The organism is Sphingobacteriales bacterium, from assembly GCA_016699615.1.
Lineage (GTDB): Bacteria > Bacteroidota > Bacteroidia > Chitinophagales > JADIYW01 > JADJSS01.
This window is the reverse complement of sequence record CP064984.1, coordinates 2139585-2160028: the sequence shown is the minus strand read 5'-3', so window position 1 is coordinate 2160028 and position 20444 is coordinate 2139585. Positions and strand designations below refer to the sequence as shown.

Below are 20444 nucleotides of genomic sequence, written 5' to 3'. Positions count from 1 at the left end.
CTCAAATATTACCTAGAATTTTTGGCAATACATACTCTAATTTCTTCCATGCTTTTTCATTATCATGTAGTACTAAAATATCTCCATCTTGTAGATTATTTTTAATATTATCTAAGCAAGTTTCTGGTGTTACTTTTGGATGATAATCATGAGGCAAAACTGTACAAATTATTATTTCACCTTGTTTAAACTTATGCATAGCTCTAATTTTTGCATATGGTGGTCTAAACAAATTACTTTGAGTTGCTTGTTTTCCTTTTTCAAAATTTTCTAAATATTGTTGTTTGGTTATCTTCCAACCATTGTAATGCTTGTAACCATGATTGCCAATAGTATGTCCATGTGCAATTATTTGTTGAAATATATCTGGATACTTTTCTACATGCTCACCTAAACAAAAAAATGTTGCTTTGACTTGATGTTTTTCTAATTGGTCCAATACCCAAGGAGTAATTTCAGGATGTGGACCATCATCAAATGTTAGATATATTTTCTTTCCTAAGATTGTACAAGATGGCATTTCTATTGTACTTTCATCAACGTTTTTAAAATGCCAAATTACTTTTGGAAATATTTTTTGAACTAACCATGGTGTACGTACCCAAAACATAAAATATTATTTAAAAAATTCTAATAAATATTGATTAACCAAATCAGGACAATCGTTTTGTATCCAATGCGAGCAATTTTTAATATACTTTATATCCAAATCAGCATCTACATAATCTTTGGTATTGTATGTTAATTCTTTTCCTAATGCTTTATCATCTTCGCCCCAAATTAATAAAGTTGGTGCTTTTGTTTTTTGTTTAAATACTGACAAATTTGGCTTTGTTTGCATCATTGCTCTATAATAATTTATTGAGCCAGTTAGCGCGCCTTCTTCTTTGTATGCTGTAACAAATGCTTTTAAATCTTCATCTGTAAAGTTTTGTGGATTACGCATCCAACCTCTAATAAATGTTTTAAAAAACTGTGGTAATGTTAGTTCCAATATTAATTCTGGCAACAAAGGAATTTGATGTAAGAACATGTACCAACTTTTCACAAGTTGTGATGGATTTTTCTTTATTTGCCTCAACATTTCTTTTGGATGTGGACAATTTAGTATTGCTAATTTTTCAGTCAATTCTGGATACAATGAAGAAAATGTCCATGCAATTGCTCCGCCCCAATCATGTCCAACTATATATGCTTTATCATATCCTGATTGTTTGATTAGTTCTGCAATATCTGATGCGACAACATCTGCTTTATAATGCGAAATTCCAGTTGGCTTATCACTTTTATTAAATCCTCGTAAGTCTGGCGCAAACACTGTATATTCTTTTGCTAATGCTGGAATCTGATAACGCCATGTGTACCAAAATTCTGGCCAGCCATGTAGCAACACAACTAACTTTGTACCATTGCCTTGTTGTGCTACATGTAGAAAAACATCATTTACTTTTACTTGTTTGTGCGTTACACTCATATTTTTTTGATGTATTATTTTTTATTAAACAAATAATGAAAACCTATTCTAATTTTTTTAAAAAACACGCTAATCTTATTACTAAATGTAATCTTTGATTTTCGCTTTTCATTGATTTTTTTAGGAATAAAATTGGGTTTTACATCATATGCTATAATTTCATTATTCTTATCATCGATAATTGAAAGCTGAACACTTTCGTTGCCATTTACAGTAACTTTTCCAAATGCTGAATTAAAATTATTATTCCCAATTCCTTGTCCACCTTTGTTCCACAGATTCATTTTAAAATATTTATATATGATGCTTGCAATCTCCGAATTTTCTTGTGCCAATGCGCCAGCCATTATTTCAGGAAATCCTGCGTTTTTGCCATCATCAATTGCAGCAGAATGTGCATCACCACTTAAAATTATTACATTTTCAATATTATTATCATTACAAAAATCAATCAACTTTGATTGAGTTGCAGGAAATGCAAACCACATTGATGACAATGATGCAGCTAAGTACATTCCTGTTTTTTGATTGGGCAATATTCTATTTTGCAATCGCATGCATACATCAAAAACTTTTTTGTATGATTGATTGAATGTAACGCCTGAAACTATAAACTTCCATGTTGCTGTAGAGTTTTTTAATCCATCTAATAAAAATTGTAATTGAACACTATCTAAAATTTGATGTTCCTTGTTTGCTTTATATGTCCATTTGCCATTTTTCTTTTGCTCAAATATTTCAAAATTTGACGCTCGTGTTGAACGATTATCTATAAAGAAAAAATCTGCATTGCCAAAAGAAAATTGGTGGTATGCTGAATTTTTATTCTGATTGTACGAAGGAAAAAATTGACTTAAACTTTGTATTAGGTTTTCTTTCAACTCATTTGGATATTTACTTTCTGAAAGTGCAACTTCTTTATTTTTTGTTTTTATTACACTAAATGTATTTGAAGAAAAATCATCTATAATTCCATCTTCATCATCAAAAATATAATCAATCGGTGTGTGTTGCAACAATTTTGACAAATGTGGCATATTGTAACGCTCAATAAACTTGGCTTTAAGATTTTGGAGTGACAATGATTGTTGTAATGTATTAGAATTATAATTATTGTACAACCAATCACCAAGATGTAAAAAAAACTTTGGCTGGTGCAATGCCATATTCTGAAATATTACATCATCAAAACGTTGGTGTGTGCACGAACCAAATGTAAATACAAATTTATCAGTTGAATTTTTTGAATTGAATGTAGTAAAACTACCTTTTGCTAATTCTTGATTTAATGTATCAGTTATAAAATATTCATAGTATTTATTTGGTAATAAATCTTTGAATACAAACATATTTGTAAAGAAAAAAGAATCTGTAGAACGATAAGCATATTTACTTTCAGACATTTCTGATTTTAAAACAATAGAAAAATCTAATATTGTATCCGAAAAGAAGAATATTTTTGCACTTGTTTCTGTTACAGAACCAATGATTGGTTGATGCAAGATGTCTTTTGCAAAAGCATTTGAAAAATATATATAGAAACAAAAGAAAAAGAATGTATTTTTAAAGCTACAAATCATTGATTAAAAATAATGTATTTTTTAGGCAAAATATGTATTTAGATAAAATTATATTTATAGTTGGTAACTCAAGAAGTGGCACAACGATGATGTTGCGTGTCTTTAACAATCATCCTGATTTGATGGTACTGAATGAATTGCACTTTTTTGAACAACTTTGGTCGCCAGAAGATAAAGGAAAAACAATAGACAAAAGTAATGCTATTAAATTAGCTCAAAAGCTAATACTCATTCAAAGAAAAGGTTACAACACTGGATTTGATGATTATAGTATTTTTGAAGATGAGGCAACAACTTTAATTCATAATATTTCAGAAGAGTTAACGGCAGAAAGTGTTTTTTTTCATTTTGCAAAAAATGAAATTAGCCTAAATCATAAAAAAGTAATTTGCGAAAAAACGCCACAAAATGTATTTTACATCCAAGAGATTTTTGAGATTTTCCCGAATGCAAAAATCATAAATATGGTACGTGACCCACGCGCTATCATGCTTTCGCAAAAAAACAAATGGAATAGAAGAAAATTAGGTGCATGGTATATTACTAGAAAAGAAAGCATTCGATTAAGAATAAATTACCATCCAATTACTTTAAGTAAACTTTGGAATGCTGCCATACAAGCATCAAGCAAACACAAAAAAGACAAACGTGTACACACAGTAGTTTTTGAACAACTTATAGAAAACCCTGAAGCTGAAATAAAAAAAATCTGTCAGCATATTGACATTAACTTTAATCCAAATATGTTGGAAATAACACAAGAAAGTTCATCAATAGAACCTGATAGTAAAGATAAAGGTTTTAAAAAAGAACGTGCTGCAAATTGGAAAAAAGGTGGATTAAATAATACTGAAATTTGGTTTTGCGAAAAGATAAGTAATAAAAATATGCAACAATTCAATTTTGAATTATCGAATACTCAACCAAATTATCTTATGGTTTTTTACTATTTATGTTCTTTCCCAATCAAATTAATATTAGCTTTTGCTATGAATTTAGATAGAATGAAAAACATTGTAGAAACTCTAAAAAGAAGACTAAAATAAAAGCATGTCATTTCAAAATAACATATCTACACTACAATTTCTGAATGCAGCTAATATTGCAGATACTTGTAATTATATTTTAAAAGAATGGAAGAAAAATAACTTTTACATTGTACACTTTATGTATTATGCAAGTTTAGAATTAATTAGAAGTGACATAAAATATGCTGAAGCATTAAAAAAATCTAACATAATATTGGTTGATGGTATAGGTATGCAAATGTATTTTAAACTTGCAAACAACAAGCAAATGAGCAATCTGAATGGCACAGATTTGTCACCAATTATGATAGAATTATTACACAAGCAAAATATTCCTATCACATTTTATGGCACTACAAAAGAGCAAATTCAAGGATGCAATGAAAAACTAAACGAGCAATACAAAACTCAAGTCTTACACTATTTTCAAGATGGTTATACAGCATTAAATTGGGAACACATACCAGATAATTCTGCATTATTTATTGGCATGGGAACACCACTGCAAGAAGAATGGGTAAACAAACATTTTGAAACAATACAAACAAAAAATCTATTCGTAATTACCGTTGGTGGTTATTTTGATTTTTTAAGTGGTTTTTATACTAGAGCACCCAAACTTATACGCAGCATAAAATTAGAATGGCTTTGGCGTACAATATTGCATCCAGCAAGACATTATAAAAAAAGATTAAGAGACACTACCATCATTTTCAGACCTTGGTTGGATAAAATCAAACAATATCCAAAATACTTCAATATATTAGATATATGAAAACAGAAAACATAGATGATATTGATATCAGCATCATTAATATTATTAAAAACAACTCAAAAACTACCTATGCTGAAATTGGAAAACAAATAAATGTTTCAGCTGGTACTGTGCATATCAGAATAAAGAAATTGGAAGAAATGGGCATTATTCTAGGTTACAGAACTGAGATAGATTACAAAAAACTCAATTACGATATTACTGCATTTTTGGGCATTTATTTACAAAAAAGCTCATCTTATGAAATGGTTGCAGTGCAGCTTAAAAAAATACCAGAAGTTGTGGATATACACTACACAACTGGATTATACTCTATGTTTATTAGAATAATTTGCAAAGACACAGAACATCTTAGAAGTGTACTGATGGACAAAATACAAACCATTGAGGAAATTACAAGAACAGAGACATTTATTTCATTGCATGAAAGTTATAGCCGTGCGCTAAAAATTGAATAAGATATTTTAAACTATAACTAATGATTTATTAATAATATTTGCCACATTTTTCACTGTATAATTAATACTTTTATATAATGTCATTTGAGGTAGCAATAAAATCGATAGAAGAAAAAATTAATGAATACAAAAGCGCAGATAAAAAGCTGTTTGTATCATCAAGTTTTCAAACACATTCTATTCCAATGTTGCATATTCTATCTAAAATAGACAATACCATTCCAGTATTGTTTTTAAACACTGGCTATCTTTTCCCAAAAACAATTGCATACAAAGACCAAATTGCAAATCTTTATAATTTGAATGTGATAGATGTAAAATCTGCAACACCACGTAATATGCAAAAAGACTACAACGGAAGATTATTATTTGCATCTGATCCAGACTTTTGTTGTCATTTGAATAAAGTACAGCCAATGGAGCCATTTTTGCATCAGTATGATATTTGGATAAATGGTGTGCGTGCTGACCAAAATGCCAACAGAGCAAATATGAAAATTGAGCAAGCAACACCACAACGTGCTATGAGATACCATCCAATGTTGCAATGGACAAAACAAATGATTTGGCAGTACATAAAAGAAAATAAAATACCGCAACATCCATTAGAAAATGATGGCTATACAAGTATAGGTTGCGAACCATGTACTAGAAAAATAGACCCAAATATGATGCAAGATGAGCGTATGGCAAGATGGTTTGGATTGAATAAAACTGAATGTGGACTACATACAGAATTAATAAAATAATATATTAATAAAAATAATGAAAGTTTTAATAACTGGTGGAGCTGGGTACTTAGGTACAGAATTAGTAAAAAAATTAGTTCAGATAAAAGAAATTGAAGAAATTGTAGTGTATGACAATTTGAGTAAAGGAAACTACAACTTCTTTCTATGTACATGCATAGGTGGTGATAATATTCGTTTTGTAGAAGGTGATATTCTTGACACTAGAAAATTAAAAAAAGAACTTGCAAAAGTTGATGCTGTAATACATGCCGCAGCAAAAGTAGCTACACCATACACTGACCATGACCCACACATGTATGAGCAAATCAACCATTGGGGAACAGCCGAGCTATCTTATGCTATTGAAGAATGTAATATCAAAAAATTTATACATATTAGTAGTGTGTCTGTTTATGGTTCATCAGTAAAAAACCAAATGATGAATGAACAGTCTAAGCTAAACCCAAAAACATACTACAGCATATCAAAAATGCGTGGCGAAAGTTTTGCAGAAAGATTGTTTGACAAAATACCTACACATATTGTAAGACTTGGAAATCTTTATGGTTTTAATCAGAGTATGCGATTTGATGCAGTTATCAATAGATTTGCTTTTGATGCAAACTTTACAAAAAAAATATCTATTCATGGTGATGGTATGCAAGAACGTTCTTTTATAAATATTGATAAAGCTGCAAAAATAATTACACAATTATTGATAAAAGAAGATGCGCCAAATAATATTTGCAATCTTACAGATTTCAATATGAGCATCATGGATATTGCCATGACAATGAAAGAAATTTATCCTGACTTGGAAATGCAATTCATCAACCAACATTTAAAACTCAGAAACTTAAGTGTAGAATCTAATTGTGATATTTTTGATTTAATACCAAAAGAAACCAGTTCGTTTAAACAAGAAATGCAACATATGATTATGCAATTTGCATTTCATTGATAGCATGAGTTTAAATCTAAATATTTAATAATAATTTTGATTCATTATTTTTTTTGTATAACTTTATAAATAAAGTTTTATCAACTTATTTTTATTATATGATTAAAACAACAACTATATTAAGAGAGAATAAAATCTTATTAAATCTGCCTGAAGAATTCATTGGAAAGCATGTAGAAATTATTGCATTCACAACAGAAGAAGCAACAAAATTAAACCTTCAAGAAAATGTATTAACACATTTTGCAAGTCAAGAGATTTTAGCAAAAGATTGGTTAAATGATGATGAAGAAATTGCATGGAAAAATTTATAAAAGGTAATATTGTAGTAGTAAGCTTTCCTTTTCAGATTTATCATCTTCAAAAAGAAGACCAGCTTTAGTACTGTCAGATTTCATTGAGAATGACGTGATACTTTGTCAAATTACATCAAAACCATATAGCGAATATTCGATATGTATAGCAGATGAAGATTTTGCTGAAGGAAACTTACCTATGACTTCTTATGTAAAACCAAATAGAATATTTACTGCACATAAGGACATTATATTAGAAAAGGTTGGCACACTTAATACAAATATGTATGAAAAGATAATACAATCTATTTATAATTTAATAAAATAAGGTAATTTATCAATTAGCTCAAATAACTTAAGTATTCTTTTTCTATATTTTTTGCTGCATATTTTGATGGCAACCACGATGCCACAATTCCAATTAATATCACCAAAATAAACACTACAATAATGTCTAACAATTGGATTTTCACTGGATAATGTTGTATAACAAATGTGCTTCCTGGCATTGGCACTATACCTATTTTATCTTGGATAATAAGAAAAATTACTGCCAATACAATACCAACAACTGCACCTAATAAAGACAACAACACACCTTCTAATAAAAATAATTTTACAACATCATTTCTTTCTAAGCCTAATGCTGTAAGCACTGCCAAATCTTTCTTTTTATCTAACACCAACATAGATAATGCTCCAGTGATATTAAATGATGCTATGCACAAAATGGCTGCAAGGATGGCAAAAACAATCCATTTTTCTGTTCTTAATACTTTATATAGTATTTCATTTTGTTGGTATCTATTTTTTACCTGAAAATCTGCTCCAAGTTTTTGTTGCAGTGATGCAATTGTAGCTGCATCATTATTCTTATCTTTTAGTTTAATTTCTACTTTTGATATTTGATTATATTGCATGCTCAATTGCTGAAAAAAAGACAAAGGTACCAACACATATTTGGTGTCAAACTCATCTGAGATAGCAAACGAACCACAAGAATAGATGTATTGTTTCTGGAATGAATTCTCGACATTAGACAAAGATGCTGCTGTTTTCTTTGGCATATATATTCCAACTGGCTCTATAGATTCTGTGGTATTCAAATTTAATCCATAAGCAATTCCAGCACCTAACAACATAAATTCTCCATTGTTGTAAAAAACATCTTTAGTGCCTTTTACTACAAAAGAATCGAACTCTGGAATGACTTTAAAATAATTTCTATCAATACCTTTGATTGTTGCTATTTGTTGTTGTCCGCCATATTCCAACAAAGCATTATCTTCTAATATAAAACTATAATGTAGTATATTATTTTCTTGTTTTAACATTTGCTCTAATTCTGTATTAATCTCAAATGTTTTAGATGCATTACTAGTAACAACTATTTCTGGATAGAAAACAGTGTACATAGATTTTACCAAACTTTCTAATCCATTGAAAACTGAAAGTACCATAACCAATGCCATTGCACCAACACCAATAGATGTAGCACTTACGCCAGCAATAATATTTACTGCATTGGTTTGTTTTTTACTAAATAAATATCGTTTGGCAATGTTGTACGTCAAATTCATATTGCTGTATCATCATCAGTTCTGTTTTTGGCAATACTTTCGTCCTTTTCTTTCACTTCTTTTAGTATTGATTCAATTTTAAATATTTCATCAATTGTATCATCTAAGTAGAATTCAATTTCAGGAATAGTACGCATTTTGTTTCTAATTTTATTACCTAAAATTCCTCTTATTTGTTTTTTATGTTCTTGTATTTTTTTCAATACATCTTCTGGCTTTGGATGATTGAAGATACTTAAATACACACGACATATATATAAATCTGGTGTAATAAAAACATTTGATATACTTACTAAAGCATTTTCTAAGAAATGCGACAAATCTCTTTGGAAAATTTCACTTAAATTAATCTGAATTAACTTACTTACTTGATTTTGTCTTTTAGATTCCATAAAACAAATGTAAATAATATCTTTGTGTAATTCAAATGAAGAAACTGTATAAATTAAAAAGCTACATACAAGACTATAAGTTTCGCTTATTTGTCAATCTGATTTTAAATGCATGTACTGCGTTTTTTTCAATTTTTTCATTCATTATGCTAATTCCTTTTCTTCAATTAATTTTCAAAGCAGAAGAAATATCAGCTATTGCGCAACCAATTTGGAAGAATTATACATCCATACAAACTTATATCACAGATTATTTATCGTATTTGATTGCTGAACTCATTAATCAAAAAGGAAAACTAATGGCGTTAGCTTTTATTTGCATTTGTACTGCTTGCATATTCTTTTTAAAAAACTTGAGTAGATATCTTGCTTTGTTTGTGTTGGCTCCAATCAAAACTGGCTTATCATCATCACTTAGGCAAAAATTATATGAAAAGGTGGTGCATTTCGATACATTTCATCTTAACAATCAAAATAAAGGCGACATTACCACAAGACTTACTACTGATATCCAAGAAATAGAATATGGCATTTTATTTTTCTTAGAAGTTGTACTGCGTGAGCCAATTACCATCTTAATAACATTTATTGCAATGCTTGTAATTAGTGTAAAACTCACACTATTTGTATTGATTGTTTTGCCACTTTCTGGCTATATTATTGCGTGGATTGGAAAGAAACTAAAACAAACATCAAAAAGAGCTCAACAAATACAAGGCAACCTACAAACTATTATTGACGAAAGCATCAACAACCACGAAGCAATTCAACTATACCAATCAGAAAATTATTTTATAAATTTATTTAATAAATTAAATCTTGAGTATTTAAAGCTTAATACATTTATGCTGAGAAGAAGAGATTTATCGTCGCCTTTGGCTGAATTTCTAGGCATTGTAGTCGTATTAGTTGTATTGTTTTTTGGTGGCAGTATGATACTCAAACAACAATCTGACTTAAAACCTGAATTATTTATAACCTATATTGTGATTTTCTCACAAATTATTCAGCCAGCAAAAGTATTTTCAAATGCATTCTATTTCATACAAAAAGGAATGGCATCATTAGAAAGAGTAGAAGAGCTTCTTGCTGTAGAAAATAAAATAAATGACACTGCAAATAGTTTATCATTACAAGAAATACAAGGAAATATTGAATATAGAAATGTATCTTTTAATTATGCTGAACAAAATATATTGCAAGGCATCAACTTAGATATAAAAAAAGGCAAAAAAATAGCTATTGTTGGAAATTCTGGTGCTGGAAAAACAACATTAACAAAATTATTGATGCGATTGTATGATGTGAATGAAGGCGAAATTCTCATAGATAATATAAATATTAAAAATATTCGTTTAGCTGATTTGCGAAAACAAATTGCTTGGGTGTCTCAGCAAGCCTTACTTTTTGATGATAGTATAGAAAATAATATTTTGTTAGGCAAAGTAAAAGATGATAGACTTTTTAAAAATGCATGTACACAAGCTCAAGTAGATGATTTTGTGCTTGCACTGCCTCATCAATACAAAACTACAATTGGACATGGTGGCACAAAACTTAGTGGTGGTGAAAAACAAAGAATTTGTATTGCACGTGCTTTATATAAAAATGCATCTATATTAATCTTAGATGAAGCAACTGCGCACCTTGATACACATAATGAGCAAAAAATAAAAGACATTATTCATCAACTATCAGCAGACAATACTATTATCATCATTTCACATAGATTTTCTACCATTCAGCATTGTGATGAAATTTTAGTATTGAATAATGGTAGAATTGTAGAGAAAGGCACACACAAAGAATTGATGGCAACATCAAATATCTATGCACAACTCATTAAGTCAGATTTTTCTAACTAATTTATTCTTTCTTTTTAAATGGTCTTATGATTAGTCTTAAAGTTCTATCATACGTAAAATAGTTGTATAACCAACCCAATAAAACAGTCAATTTATTTCTAAAGCCAATGAGTGTCATTACATGCACTACAAGCCATGCTAACCATGCAATAAATCCACCCATTTTTATACCATTGCTTTCCATCACTGCTCTATTTCTACCAACAGTAGCCATTGAGCCTTTGTCTAAATATTTAAAAGCTTTTGGTTCTTTATTTTTTAAAGTTCTTATTAAATTATTTGCAACCAAGTCACCTTGTTGTATGGCTACTGGCGCAACCATTGGATGTCCTTTTGGATATTGTTCTTGAGACATACATGCAACATCGCCAATGGCAAATATATTTTCACAATCTTTTACTTTGCAATATTCATCTACTGCAATTCTGCCACCACCAATTATTGTTTCTTTTGGTAATCCTTCAATTGGCAAACCTTTTACGCCAGCTGCCCAAATTAAAGTATTTGCTAAAACAGATTTCCCATTATTTAGTATTACATTCTTACCATCATATCCAGTTACCAAAGTATTGAGCCACACATGTACATCAAAATCTTTAAGATATTTTAATGCTTTTTCTGAATTTTCTGGACTAAATGCATTCAACAATCTGTCTGTTGCATCGAAAATATGAACTTGCATATTTCTAAAATCTAACTCAGGATAATCTTTTGGCAAAATTTTTCTTCGCATCTCTCCTATTGCACCAGCCAATTCTACGCCTGTTGGTCCACCACCTACAATTGCAATATTGAGCAATGCTTGTTTGCTTTCCAAATCATCTACAAGTAATGCTTCTTCGTAATTTTCTAATATAAAACTTCTAATATTTAATGCTTGTGGAATATCTTTCATTTGCATCATTCTTGAAGTAGTATCTGCTGGCAAATTAAAGAAGTTTGTTGTGCTTCCAGTTGCAATAATTAGATAATCGTATGATAATTCTCCAATATCTGTTTTCAATTGTTTTTTTGCTACATCTATTTGTTGAACTTCGGCATATCTATATATTCCATTCGGAATTTCTTGCATAAATTTTCTTAATGGATATGCAATACTACCTGGTTCCAAACCACCTGTTGCTACTTGATAAAGTAATGGCTGAAATGTATGATAATTGTGTTTATCTAACAAAATAACTTGAAAGTCATGGTTTCTAAGTTGCTTTGCAACTTCAATTCCGCCAAATCCGCCGCCAATAATAACAACTCTTTTGTTGCTTGAATAAGGTATTTTTAATTCCATTGTTTAAAAATTTTTCAAAAATAAACAATCAATATTACTAAAATAATAACCTAACGTATTGATTTATTAACTCAATTTTATTTGTGCAACAATAATTGATGTTGCAATTGCAGCGTTTAAAGACTCTGCTTTGCCAAATTTTGGTATTGTAATTTGCTTTTGTACATATGACAACAAGCCATCATTGATGCCTTTTCCTTCATTTCCAATTAACAATATTCCTTTTTTCGGAAACTTATATTCTTGAATATTTGTACCAGCCAACATTGCTGCATGCACTTCAAATGTTTTATGTTCATCAAAAAACTGCTTTAAATCTGTTTCTAATACATTTACATTTGCAATCGAAGCCATGCTTGCTTGCACTGTCTTTGGATTATATGCATCTACACAATCTTGAGAGCAAACAATATGTTTAATTCCAAACCAATCTGCAATTCTTATAATTGTTCCTAAATTCCCTGGATCTTGAATATTGTCTAATGCAATAACCCAATTATTATATTCTTCAATGATTTTTGGTATTGGAATTTCAAAAATTGCTAATGCTGATGATGGATGAGTTTGGTTAGAAATTTTTTTCAACTCATTTAATGTAATATTTTGAACTGAAATATGATTTGGGATATCTAAAATTTCATCGTTTGCAATGTATATTTTTTTACAAAAAAATCCATTTTGTATTAATTCTGTTATAACTTTTCTACCTTCCGCAATAAATTCGGAATATTTATTGCGGTATTTCTTAATTTTGAGCGAATTAATATGTTTAACTTCATTTATACTCAACATATACGATATAAATATTCTTACGCAAAGGTAGGTTTTATTTTAATTATTTTTTTACTTCAGGCGTGTAGTGCAACTAAACATGTACTCAAAGATGATGAATCATTACTTGTTAGTAATCAAATTATATTAAAAATAGATAAAAATAGTGGTGCAGACAAAGCAGAATTACAATCTAATTTGGCAAAACAAGTAGTCTACAATCAACAACCAAATAAGAAATTTCTTAGTTTTTTCAGATTAAAACTTGGTTTATATGCAATGTCTTACAGAAAAACCAATAAAATATTAGCAGAAGATGGTGATTTACTAAAAAACAATCCTGATGCGTTTTATAAGAAATATCCTAAGCTCAAAAGAAAAAAAGATAAAAATTCCATGTACATGGAAGAATTTTCTGGTGAACCACCAGTGCTTTTTGACTCATTGGCTCTAAAATCTTCTGAAGAAAAAATGAAAAACTATTTATTCTACAAAGGATATTTTGACAATGAAATAAAATCATCATACAAGACAAAAAACAAAAAGACTAATGCAATATATGAAGTAACGCCTAAAGATGACCATAGATATAGAAATATATATTACATAGCAGAAGATTCTGTTTTAGGAGCGATAGTTATAAAAAATAAAAAGAACTCATTATTAAAACCTGGGGAAATATTTGATATAGAAAATATAAAAGAAGAAAGAGATAGAATTGCTGTTGATATTCAAAACGAAGGATATTTTACATTCAGTGCAGATTTTATTATTCTAAAAATCGATAGTACAATTGGCAATCATCAGATTGATGCTTATCTAACTGTAAAAAATGAAATTGACTCTTCTTTGCACAAGAAATATGTTTATCTCGATGTAAATCTCAATATCAATTATGACAATAAAGTTGAAAATAAAAAAATTAATCTATATGATAGATTAAAGGATACAATTTGTAATGTGAACTTTAATGTTGTAAGAAATAGCATTTATCCAAGAATTTTAGCAAAATCTTTAAGATTAAAACCAAATGACATTTACACAGTAAGAGAACAATTAGCAACAAGAAGTAATTTATATGGACTTGGTGTTTTTAAATATGTAAATATTAAACATGAGCCATTTTCATTTTCTCCAGAAGAAATGGGACTGATTACTACGATTGACTGTGTACCTAATAAAAGACATTCTATTAGCAATAAATTAGAACTTAATACAAATGCACAAAGCACACTTGGATTCTCTATTTCTGCATCTTACATTAATAAAAATGTATTTAAAACTGCTGCAAAATTATATTTTAGCATCAGAGGTGGTGTTGATTTTCAAATTCAAAAAAGAGCTGAAGATAGTTTAAGATTAAATGCCATCAATAATGTGAATGTTTCTTCAGAAGTAAGAATCTCATTAGCAAGAATTGCGCCATCGTTTAAGAAAAACAATTGCAATACATACGAAAAATATAAGCCAAAGACAAACATTGCATTAAACTATAATTTCCAAAGAAGATTATTATTATACTCACTACACGCCATCAACATTAATTATGGATACGAATGGTATAATGATAAATTCAGGCATATGTTTTCTCCATTAAGCTTCACTTTTGTTAGACCAAATAATATTTCCGAAGCTTTTCAAGATAAATTAGACACCAATAGTCTATTAGCACGTAGTTTTGATGATCAATTTATACTTGGTCAAGAATATACATTCTTTTATACAAATCAAAATATCAATTTAGGAAAATATAAAAATCATTTTTCATTTAGAGGAAGTTTGAATTTGGCAGGAAACATAATTTTTGGATTTTCATCTTTATCAAAAAATAAAGAGAAACCTTACACACTTTCAGGTATTCCTTTTGCACAATTTGCAAAAATAGAATTAGAACCTAAATATTTCTTTAATTTTAAAAAACAACAATCTTTAGGATTTAGAATGTTTGTTGGACTAGGCATTCCTTATGGAAATTCATCTTATGATGGCACTGCAATCATGCCGTATATTCGTCAATTCTCAGCTGGTGGGCCAAACTCTTTGCGTGCTTGGTTGTTTAGACAAGTTGGTCCTGGTGGCACTGGAAATAGATACCTAAATTCTAGACTACTTGACCAAACTGGAGATTTAAAATTAGAATGGAATGCTGAGTTTAGATTTAATATTTTTAAATTATTTAAAGGTGCTGTATTTACTGATGCTGGGAATATTTGGATGTACAAAAAGAATACTGACAGACCAAATGCAGAATTTAATTTTAAAAGATTTGGAAAAGAAATTGCTTGGGATGCAGGCGTAGGAATTCGATTAGATTTATCATTTTTTGTTATAAGATTTGATGTTGCACTGCCAATTTATGATCCAGGATATGCTGCAGTAAATGAAAATATAAAATGGCTTCCAGATATTATAAAAGAAAGAAGATCGACATACAATCAATATAAATCAGACAACCCAGCTATCAACAAAAAGTATATGCGAAAAAATATATATGGCAGACTACCTGGATTAAATATTGCTATTGGATATCCTTTTTAGAATAATAAACTACATCACTTTCTTATCTTGAAACATATTTATTTCTTTAGAAAATTAATCTACAGCAGTATTTAAGAAATCGATTAATGGCTTTGACATTGTGCTCAGTTCTACTAAACGATGCATAAAATCTGGCTTTAGTATTTCTGTATCTTTTACTTTTGCAAAAACTGTAAATGATTTTAATTTCAAATATTCAATTGCTTCATTATCTTCTTCATAACCTTTTGGTGCTCTTTTCAGCTTTTGCTCATCATCTAATTTTCCAAATGTAGTTGCAAATTTTTTATCACTTACAATACTTTGGAAATCTCTGAAATTATAGTCAATTTCTTGTCTAATTTTATTGATTTGTTCTGGCGTTGGTGCATAATTTCCTGCGCCAAAAAAGCACTTATTTGGTTCTATATGCAAATAATATCCTGCTAGATTTGAGTTTTTACCACCACAAACAATAAAAGCGCCCAAATTCAATTTATATGGTGATTTATCTTTGGAAAAGCGCACATCACGGTGAATTCTAAAAATACATTTACTGGGTTCTAAATGTGCTATATTTTCATCAATCTTACCAAATTCATTTATCCAAACACTAAGTAAATTTTTAATTTCATGTTGTGCTTTTTGGTATCTTGGTTTGTTTGCTTCAAACCATTCTTTGTTATTATTTTTACTTAAGTCAGCTAAAAAACTAAATGTATTTTTACTTATCATTTTTGGTTTTTTTTAAATCATTTTCCATTTCAATAATTTGTTGCAATGTACTTTTTTTCAACAACTCTACCGTTTCATTTCTAATTGCTAAAAATGTATGTCTAATGCCACATGTATTTTCATCTGTACATTCATCACATTTTTCATAATATTTGTGTGTCACACATGGTAACATACCTATTGCTCCATCAAAATATCTAATTACTTCTGCTAAGTTTACATCTTTTGGATCTTTTATCAAATAGTAACCACCACCTTTTCCTTTTTTAGAATTTAGGTAACCTGCATTTCGCATATCTAATAATATTGTCTCTAAAAATTTCTTAGGAATATTTTCATGTTCAGCTATGTCACTTATTAATATTGGCTGCTTTGCAGGCATTTTAGCAAGGTACACAAGTGCGTTAATGGCATATTTTGTTTTCTTAGATAGCATGGACTTACTCTAGAACAAATATACAGAAAAAAATCTAATTAATTAATTGAGTCAATTAAAAATTAAATTAAATACAAATATAAAATATTACAATCATAAAAAATAAAAAGAAATAGAATCTTAATTAAAATTAAATAACTATATTTATCTATAAAAAAATAAAGAATGGCAACAGAAGCATACATTTACGATTGTGTTCGCACACCGAGAGGAAAAGGCAAAAAAAGCGGTGCATTATATGAGGTAACTCCAGTAGAACTTTTAGCACAAATGCTAGTAGCAATAAAAGAAAGAAATAATTTAGACACAACATTAGTAGATGATGTAGTTATAGGTTGCGTAACGCCAATAGGCGACCAAGGTGGAAATATTGCAAAAACAGCTGTTATGATGGCAGGATACTCCAATGATGTTTCAGGCTTTCAACTCAACAGATTTTGCGCTTCAGGTTTAGAAGCTGTAAATCTTGCAGCAATGAAAGTACGTTCTGGATGGCAAGATTTAGTAATTGCTGGTGGTGTAGAATCTATGAGTAGAGTACCAATGGGTTTTGATGGTGGCGCTTGGGTTTTAGACATGAAAGTAAATGCACAAACTGATTTTGTACCACAAGGTGTAAGTGCAGATTTAATTGCAACTGTTGAAGGATTTTCAAGAACAGATTGCGATAACTATGCATTACGTTCACAAAAGTTGGCAGCAAAAGCAAAAGCAGAAGGTAGATTCAGCAAATCTATAGTTCCTATTGTAGACATCAATGGTTTAACCATTTTAGCAGAAGACGAATACAACCGTGTAGATACAACACTTGAAGGGTTAAATAGCTTAGCACCATCATTCCAAATGATGGGCGAAATGGGATTTGATGCTGTAGCTTTACAAAAATATACACACTTAGAAAAAATAAACCATATACATACACCAGGCAATTCTTCTGGAATTGTAGATGGTGCAGCATTAGTACTAATTGGCAGCAAAGAAATAGGCGAAAAATTAGGCTTAAAACCAAGAGCAAAAATTACAAGCATAGGTCTAACTTCAACAGAACCAACAATTATGCTAACTGGACCTGGACCAGCATCTAAGATTGCAATGGACAGAATAGGTATGAAAATAAATGACATTGATTTAGTAGAAATGAATGAGGCATTTGCATCTGCTGTTTTGCGCTTACAAAGAGATATCAATGTGCCTGATGAAAAACTAAATGTAAATGGTGGTGCTATTGCATTAGGTCATCCACTTGGTGCAACTGGCGCAATGATATTAGGCACTTTAGTAGATGAATTAGAACGCACCCAAAAATCTACAGGTTTGGCAACACTATGTGTTGGTGGTGGAATGGGCATTGCAACAATTGTGGAGTTAGTGTAATATTTATAAGAATGAGAGTGCTATTAACGTTTGGATTAATCCTTTTTTCAATTATTCAGATTAATGCTCAAAACCCTATTTATCTAAAAAACTATTCTGATACGATACCAGTAAATAAAAGCGACGCTAATTTTTATAAAATAATATCAAAGAAAAAGGATTTATTGAAAATAGAATTTTATAATATCAACTCAACACCAATTTCTTCAGAACATTTTAATTTGTTGAATCATAGCATTCGTGAAGGAGAAGCTATTTATTATACAAGCAGTGGTGAAATTTATATGCAAGGACACTATTTGAATAATAAAATGAATGGAGCATGGATAACATATGCTGGTAATGGGAGATACAAAGAGAAAGAAGAAGAATATTTAGATGGTGTGAAATTTGGCAAGAGCATAAGTTTCTTTCCAAATGGCAATCCTAAGAAAGTATATACTTATAATTCATATGAAAAGATTATAAAGACTAGTTGTTATGATAGTCTAGGAAATAAACTTGATTGCGATTCGCTATATTTAGCGTCTTATGAACGAGATACATCTGGTATAATATATGACCGTACGGAAGTTATGCCTTCATTCCCAGGAGGAGGAGCAGAACTAATGAAATTTCTCTCTACTAATATTAAATACCCTGAAGAAGCAAGGAAAAAAGAATTAGAAGGGAAAGTAATTGTACATTTTATTGTTGATACAAATGGTCTTCTAACAGACTTAAAAATATTAAATGACGGTGTAGGTGGTGGGTGCGCTGAGGAGAGCATCCGTGTATGTAAATTAATGCCAAGATGGACACCCGCATTACAAAAGAATAAATTTGTAAAGGCATTTTATACTTTACCGATATCTTATAAATTACAATAATAAAACAGCCTTCCCAGCAGAGTCTATCACAGAAGACTCTGCTGGGAAGTATTAAATAACAAAAATAAATGGAAGACAAAAGGAATATATTAAAAGATGAGCAACCATTTAAATATAAGTTGTTAAAAGATAATAAAGCACGTGTGTTTTTCGAAAATAAAATAATAAAAATAGTACATGGTAATGACTACCTAAAACTGATAGCAAAAATCAATGATAATGATAATTATGAGCTTCAATTATTCTTGGCAAAGATAACTAAGAACTTTAAACGCGGTAATGAAAAAGCAAATAAATAAATATTAATATCTATAAAATATATTAATATACTAAAATACAAAAATAATAAAAACGACCTTTTCAGATATATTCTCTTCCCAGCAGAGTCTCTCGCAGAGGACTCTGCGACAAGCAATACACATACTAATTTAGAGAAAACTGACACAAAATCAAATTCAAAAGCTTTACTTTGAAGTAAAACCAATCAAATTTATTCAAAAATTATTTATTGTCATTATTCAATAGATATTGATTGATTTTATCATTGTAGTAATGAGTTACATCATCAACAATTTGATGTTCATTTTTTGAATATGGAATTCTGATTTCATCAGATGCTATGCTATCTCTTGTTTTCCATTTTACAATAAATTCTAAGAATTGTATCTCATTTTCAATCTTCAAAGACACAGATTCAAGCCATCTTGTTTCATGCCAAAATGCATAATAATTTTCATTTACAACAACACCATTTTCAAAAAAACTAATTACTATATCTTTTTGTTGTTGCTTAGTTTTTAAATATTGATTCGTCAATACTTTTCTAAGTATCACAAATATCAATCCAACAACAAAAGAAATGGTGAGTGCAATTTTCCAATTGGTAGTTTTACCAGACAATAAAAAAGCTGTACCAAGCACACAAATTCCAATTAACATACTTACAGATTCTGCATTTCTATTTATTTTCTCTAAGTTTGAAAAATTTCGCCACAACGTATTTGAAACATCCCATCTGAATAAAATTGGTGTAGCAGTTGTTATTTGTATTCTTGTTGCGTTATTGCTTTCATGCACTAATTCTATTTCTTTATTTTTTTGCTCTGTGTTTTTCTTATAATTTACGTATCCACCAAATGCAACCAACAATCCAGCAAAAAAGAGTGTTAGTATCAACAAATAAGCATACGAAAAATTAAATTGCATCAACGGAATAAGCGTAATAACACATAGCATTGCTCCAATAAAAATTAGAAAAACAGATATTATCTTCTGAAACTTGTATTCAAAATTTCCCATGTGTACTTATGAAATATA

21 protein-coding genes and 1 pseudogene are annotated in these 20444 nt (G+C 29.6%); 12 read left to right on the top strand and 10 right to left on the bottom strand.

Annotation, left to right across the window (positions count from 1 at the left end; translation table 11 throughout):
* Position 1 precedes the first annotated feature (1 nt).
* The 3 genes from IPK18_10320 to IPK18_10310 are packed head-to-tail and all read right to left on the bottom strand — an operon-like array spanning position 2 to position 2976.
* Positions 2–610, bottom strand: coding sequence for a polysaccharide deacetylase family protein (locus IPK18_10320; GenBank protein QQR97263.1), 609 nt, complete (start codon positions 608–610; stop codon positions 2–4).
* 6 nt (positions 611–616) lie between these two features.
* Positions 617–1474: an alpha/beta hydrolase gene (locus tag IPK18_10315; GenBank protein QQR97262.1), complete on the bottom strand. Its 858-nt coding sequence runs from the start codon at positions 1472–1474 to the stop codon at positions 617–619.
* Positions 1475–1488: 14 nt separating this feature from the next.
* Positions 1489–2976 carry an alkaline phosphatase D family protein gene (locus tag IPK18_10310; GenBank protein QQR97261.1) on the bottom strand — a complete coding sequence of 496 codons (1488 nt, stop codon included), beginning with the start codon at positions 2974–2976 and terminating at the stop codon, positions 1489–1491.
* Between the two features lie 110 nt (positions 2977–3086).
* On the opposite strand from IPK18_10310, the gene IPK18_10305 reads away from it, so the two are divergent.
* From IPK18_10305 to IPK18_10275, 7 genes and pseudogenes are all read left to right on the top strand, one after another.
* Positions 3087–4100 (top strand): sulfotransferase, encoded by a 1014-nt coding sequence (locus tag IPK18_10305; GenBank protein ID QQR97260.1) that lies wholly within the window; start codon positions 3087–3089, stop codon positions 4098–4100.
* Between the two features lie 4 nt (positions 4101–4104).
* The gene (locus IPK18_10300) at positions 4105–4857 is read left to right on the top strand and encodes a WecB/TagA/CpsF family glycosyltransferase (GenBank protein QQR97259.1); all 753 of its coding nucleotides are present in this window, start codon (positions 4105–4107) and stop codon (positions 4855–4857) included.
* Positions 4854–5315, top strand: a complete 462-nt coding sequence (locus IPK18_10295) for an Lrp/AsnC ligand binding domain-containing protein (GenBank protein ID QQR97258.1) — start codon at positions 4854–4856, stop codon at positions 5313–5315. Before IPK18_10300 ends, IPK18_10295 begins: the two co-directional genes overlap by 4 nt.
* A 77-nt stretch (positions 5316–5392) precedes the next feature.
* The gene (locus IPK18_10290; GenBank protein ID QQR97257.1) at positions 5393–6064 is read left to right on the top strand and encodes a phosphoadenylyl-sulfate reductase; all 672 of its coding nucleotides are present in this window, start codon (positions 5393–5395) and stop codon (positions 6062–6064) included.
* Between the two features lie 16 nt (positions 6065–6080).
* The gene (locus IPK18_10285) at positions 6081–7007 is read left to right on the top strand and encodes an SDR family oxidoreductase (protein ID QQR97256.1); all 927 of its coding nucleotides are present in this window, start codon (positions 6081–6083) and stop codon (positions 7005–7007) included.
* 98 nt (positions 7008–7105) lie between these two features.
* On the top strand, positions 7106–7321 hold the full coding sequence (locus IPK18_10280; protein ID QQR97255.1) for a hypothetical protein: 216 nt from the start codon (positions 7106–7108) through the stop codon (positions 7319–7321).
* Positions 7306–7631 (top strand): annotated as a pseudogene (locus tag IPK18_10275) (type II toxin-antitoxin system PemK/MazF family toxin). Before IPK18_10280 ends, IPK18_10275 begins: the two are co-directional and overlap by 16 nt.
* Before the next feature lie 13 nt (positions 7632–7644).
* Here IPK18_10275 and IPK18_10270 read toward each other — a convergent pair.
* Both IPK18_10270 and rbfA read right to left on the bottom strand, forming a co-directional pair.
* Positions 7645–8883 carry an ABC transporter permease gene (locus IPK18_10270; protein QQR97254.1) on the bottom strand — a complete coding sequence of 413 codons (1239 nt, stop codon included), beginning with the start codon at positions 8881–8883 and terminating at the stop codon, positions 7645–7647.
* On the bottom strand, positions 8880–9275 hold the full coding sequence (rbfA, locus tag IPK18_10265; protein ID QQR97253.1) for a 30S ribosome-binding factor RbfA: 396 nt from the start codon (positions 9273–9275) through the stop codon (positions 8880–8882). The genes IPK18_10270 and rbfA overlap by 4 nt, the downstream gene beginning before the upstream one ends.
* A gap of 146 nt (positions 9276–9421) precedes the next feature.
* Here rbfA and IPK18_10260 point away from each other — a divergent pair, with 146 nt between their 5' ends.
* Positions 9422–11140 carry an ABC transporter ATP-binding protein gene (locus IPK18_10260; GenBank protein QQR97252.1) on the top strand — a complete coding sequence of 573 codons (1719 nt, stop codon included), beginning with the start codon at positions 9422–9424 and terminating at the stop codon, positions 11138–11140.
* A 1-nt stretch (position 11141) separates the two neighbouring features.
* On the opposite strand, the gene IPK18_10255 is transcribed toward IPK18_10260, so the two are convergent.
* Both IPK18_10255 and IPK18_10250 read right to left on the bottom strand, forming a co-directional pair.
* Entirely contained in the window at positions 11142–12425 is a 1284-nt protein-coding gene (locus tag IPK18_10255; GenBank protein QQR97251.1) for an NAD(P)/FAD-dependent oxidoreductase, read from the bottom strand.
* Positions 12426–12491: 66 nt separating this feature from the next.
* The gene (locus IPK18_10250) at positions 12492–13217 is read right to left on the bottom strand and encodes an RNA methyltransferase (GenBank protein ID QQR97250.1); all 726 of its coding nucleotides are present in this window, start codon (positions 13215–13217) and stop codon (positions 12492–12494) included.
* Here IPK18_10250 and IPK18_10245 point away from each other — a divergent pair.
* Positions 13191–15734, top strand: coding sequence for a BamA/TamA family outer membrane protein (locus tag IPK18_10245; GenBank protein QQR97249.1), 2544 nt, complete (start codon positions 13191–13193; stop codon positions 15732–15734). The genes IPK18_10250 and IPK18_10245 overlap by 27 nt on opposite strands.
* Positions 15735–15788: 54 nt before the next feature.
* Here the strand turns inward: IPK18_10245 and IPK18_10240 are convergent, their stop codons facing one another.
* Complete coding sequence (locus IPK18_10240; protein ID QQR97248.1) at positions 15789–16448, bottom strand: DUF2461 domain-containing protein; 660 nt, start codon at positions 16446–16448, stop codon at positions 15789–15791.
* On the bottom strand, positions 16438–16884 hold the full coding sequence (locus tag IPK18_10235) for an Rrf2 family transcriptional regulator (GenBank protein QQR97247.1): 447 nt from the start codon (positions 16882–16884) through the stop codon (positions 16438–16440). The genes IPK18_10240 and IPK18_10235 overlap by 11 nt, the downstream gene beginning before the upstream one ends.
* A gap of 165 nt (positions 16885–17049) precedes the next feature.
* Here IPK18_10235 and IPK18_10230 point away from each other — a divergent pair, with 165 nt between their 5' ends.
* The 3 genes from IPK18_10230 to IPK18_10220 all read left to right on the top strand — a co-directional run bounded on the left by IPK18_10230 (position 17050) and on the right by IPK18_10220 (position 19426).
* On the top strand, positions 17050–18258 hold the full coding sequence (locus IPK18_10230; GenBank protein QQR97246.1) for an acetyl-CoA C-acetyltransferase: 1209 nt from the start codon (positions 17050–17052) through the stop codon (positions 18256–18258).
* A gap of 11 nt (positions 18259–18269) precedes the next feature.
* Entirely contained in the window at positions 18270–19127 is an 858-nt protein-coding gene (locus IPK18_10225) for a TonB family protein (GenBank protein QQR97245.1), read from the top strand.
* A 68-nt stretch (positions 19128–19195) separates the two neighbouring features.
* Positions 19196–19426: a hypothetical protein gene (locus IPK18_10220; GenBank protein QQR97244.1), complete on the top strand. Its 231-nt coding sequence runs from the start codon at positions 19196–19198 to the stop codon at positions 19424–19426.
* A gap of 202 nt (positions 19427–19628) precedes the next feature.
* On the opposite strand, the gene IPK18_10215 is transcribed toward IPK18_10220, so the two are convergent.
* Complete coding sequence (locus IPK18_10215; protein QQR97243.1) at positions 19629–20426, bottom strand: hypothetical protein; 798 nt, start codon at positions 20424–20426, stop codon at positions 19629–19631.
* Between the last annotated feature and the right edge of the window lie 18 nt (positions 20427–20444).

What these genes read in the sequence shown, in the direction of transcription:
- IPK18_10320 (QQR97263.1), bottom strand. Translation starts at nt 610, where the DNA reads ATGTTTTGGGTACGTACACCATGGTTAGTTCAAAAAATATTTCCAAAA.
- IPK18_10315 (QQR97262.1), bottom strand. Translation starts at nt 1,474, where the DNA reads ATGAGTGTAACGCACAAACAAGTAAAAGTAAATGATGTTTTTCTACAT.
- IPK18_10305 (QQR97260.1), top strand. Translation starts at nt 3,087, where the DNA reads ATGTATTTAGATAAAATTATATTTATAGTTGGTAACTCAAGAAGTGGC.
- IPK18_10300 (QQR97259.1), top strand. Translation starts at nt 4,105, where the DNA reads ATGTCATTTCAAAATAACATATCTACACTACAATTTCTGAATGCAGCT.
- IPK18_10295 (QQR97258.1), top strand. Translation starts at nt 4,854, where the DNA reads ATGAAAACAGAAAACATAGATGATATTGATATCAGCATCATTAATATT.
- IPK18_10290 (QQR97257.1), top strand. Translation starts at nt 5,393, where the DNA reads ATGTCATTTGAGGTAGCAATAAAATCGATAGAAGAAAAAATTAATGAA.
- IPK18_10285 (QQR97256.1), top strand. Translation starts at nt 6,081, where the DNA reads ATGAAAGTTTTAATAACTGGTGGAGCTGGGTACTTAGGTACAGAATTA.
- IPK18_10280 (QQR97255.1), top strand. Translation starts at nt 7,106, where the DNA reads ATGATTAAAACAACAACTATATTAAGAGAGAATAAAATCTTATTAAAT.
- IPK18_10270 (QQR97254.1), bottom strand. Translation starts at nt 8,883, where the DNA reads ATGAATTTGACGTACAACATTGCCAAACGATATTTATTTAGTAAAAAA.
- rbfA (QQR97253.1), bottom strand. Translation starts at nt 9,275, where the DNA reads ATGGAATCTAAAAGACAAAATCAAGTAAGTAAGTTAATTCAGATTAAT.
- IPK18_10260 (QQR97252.1), top strand. Translation starts at nt 9,422, where the DNA reads ATGCTAATTCCTTTTCTTCAATTAATTTTCAAAGCAGAAGAAATATCA.
- IPK18_10255 (QQR97251.1), bottom strand. Translation starts at nt 12,425, where the DNA reads ATGGAATTAAAAATACCTTATTCAAGCAACAAAAGAGTTGTTATTATT.
- IPK18_10245 (QQR97249.1), top strand. Translation starts at nt 13,191, where the DNA reads ATGTTTAACTTCATTTATACTCAACATATACGATATAAATATTCTTAC.
- IPK18_10250 (QQR97250.1), bottom strand. Translation starts at nt 13,217, where the DNA reads ATGTTGAGTATAAATGAAGTTAAACATATTAATTCGCTCAAAATTAAG.
- IPK18_10240 (QQR97248.1), bottom strand. Translation starts at nt 16,448, where the DNA reads ATGATAAGTAAAAATACATTTAGTTTTTTAGCTGACTTAAGTAAAAAT.
- IPK18_10235 (QQR97247.1), bottom strand. Translation starts at nt 16,884, where the DNA reads ATGCTATCTAAGAAAACAAAATATGCCATTAACGCACTTGTGTACCTT.
- IPK18_10230 (QQR97246.1), top strand. Translation starts at nt 17,050, where the DNA reads ATGGCAACAGAAGCATACATTTACGATTGTGTTCGCACACCGAGAGGA.
- IPK18_10225 (QQR97245.1), top strand. Translation starts at nt 18,270, where the DNA reads ATGAGAGTGCTATTAACGTTTGGATTAATCCTTTTTTCAATTATTCAG.
- IPK18_10220 (QQR97244.1), top strand. Translation starts at nt 19,196, where the DNA reads ATGGAAGACAAAAGGAATATATTAAAAGATGAGCAACCATTTAAATAT.
- IPK18_10215 (QQR97243.1), bottom strand. Translation starts at nt 20,426, where the DNA reads ATGGGAAATTTTGAATACAAGTTTCAGAAGATAATATCTGTTTTTCTA.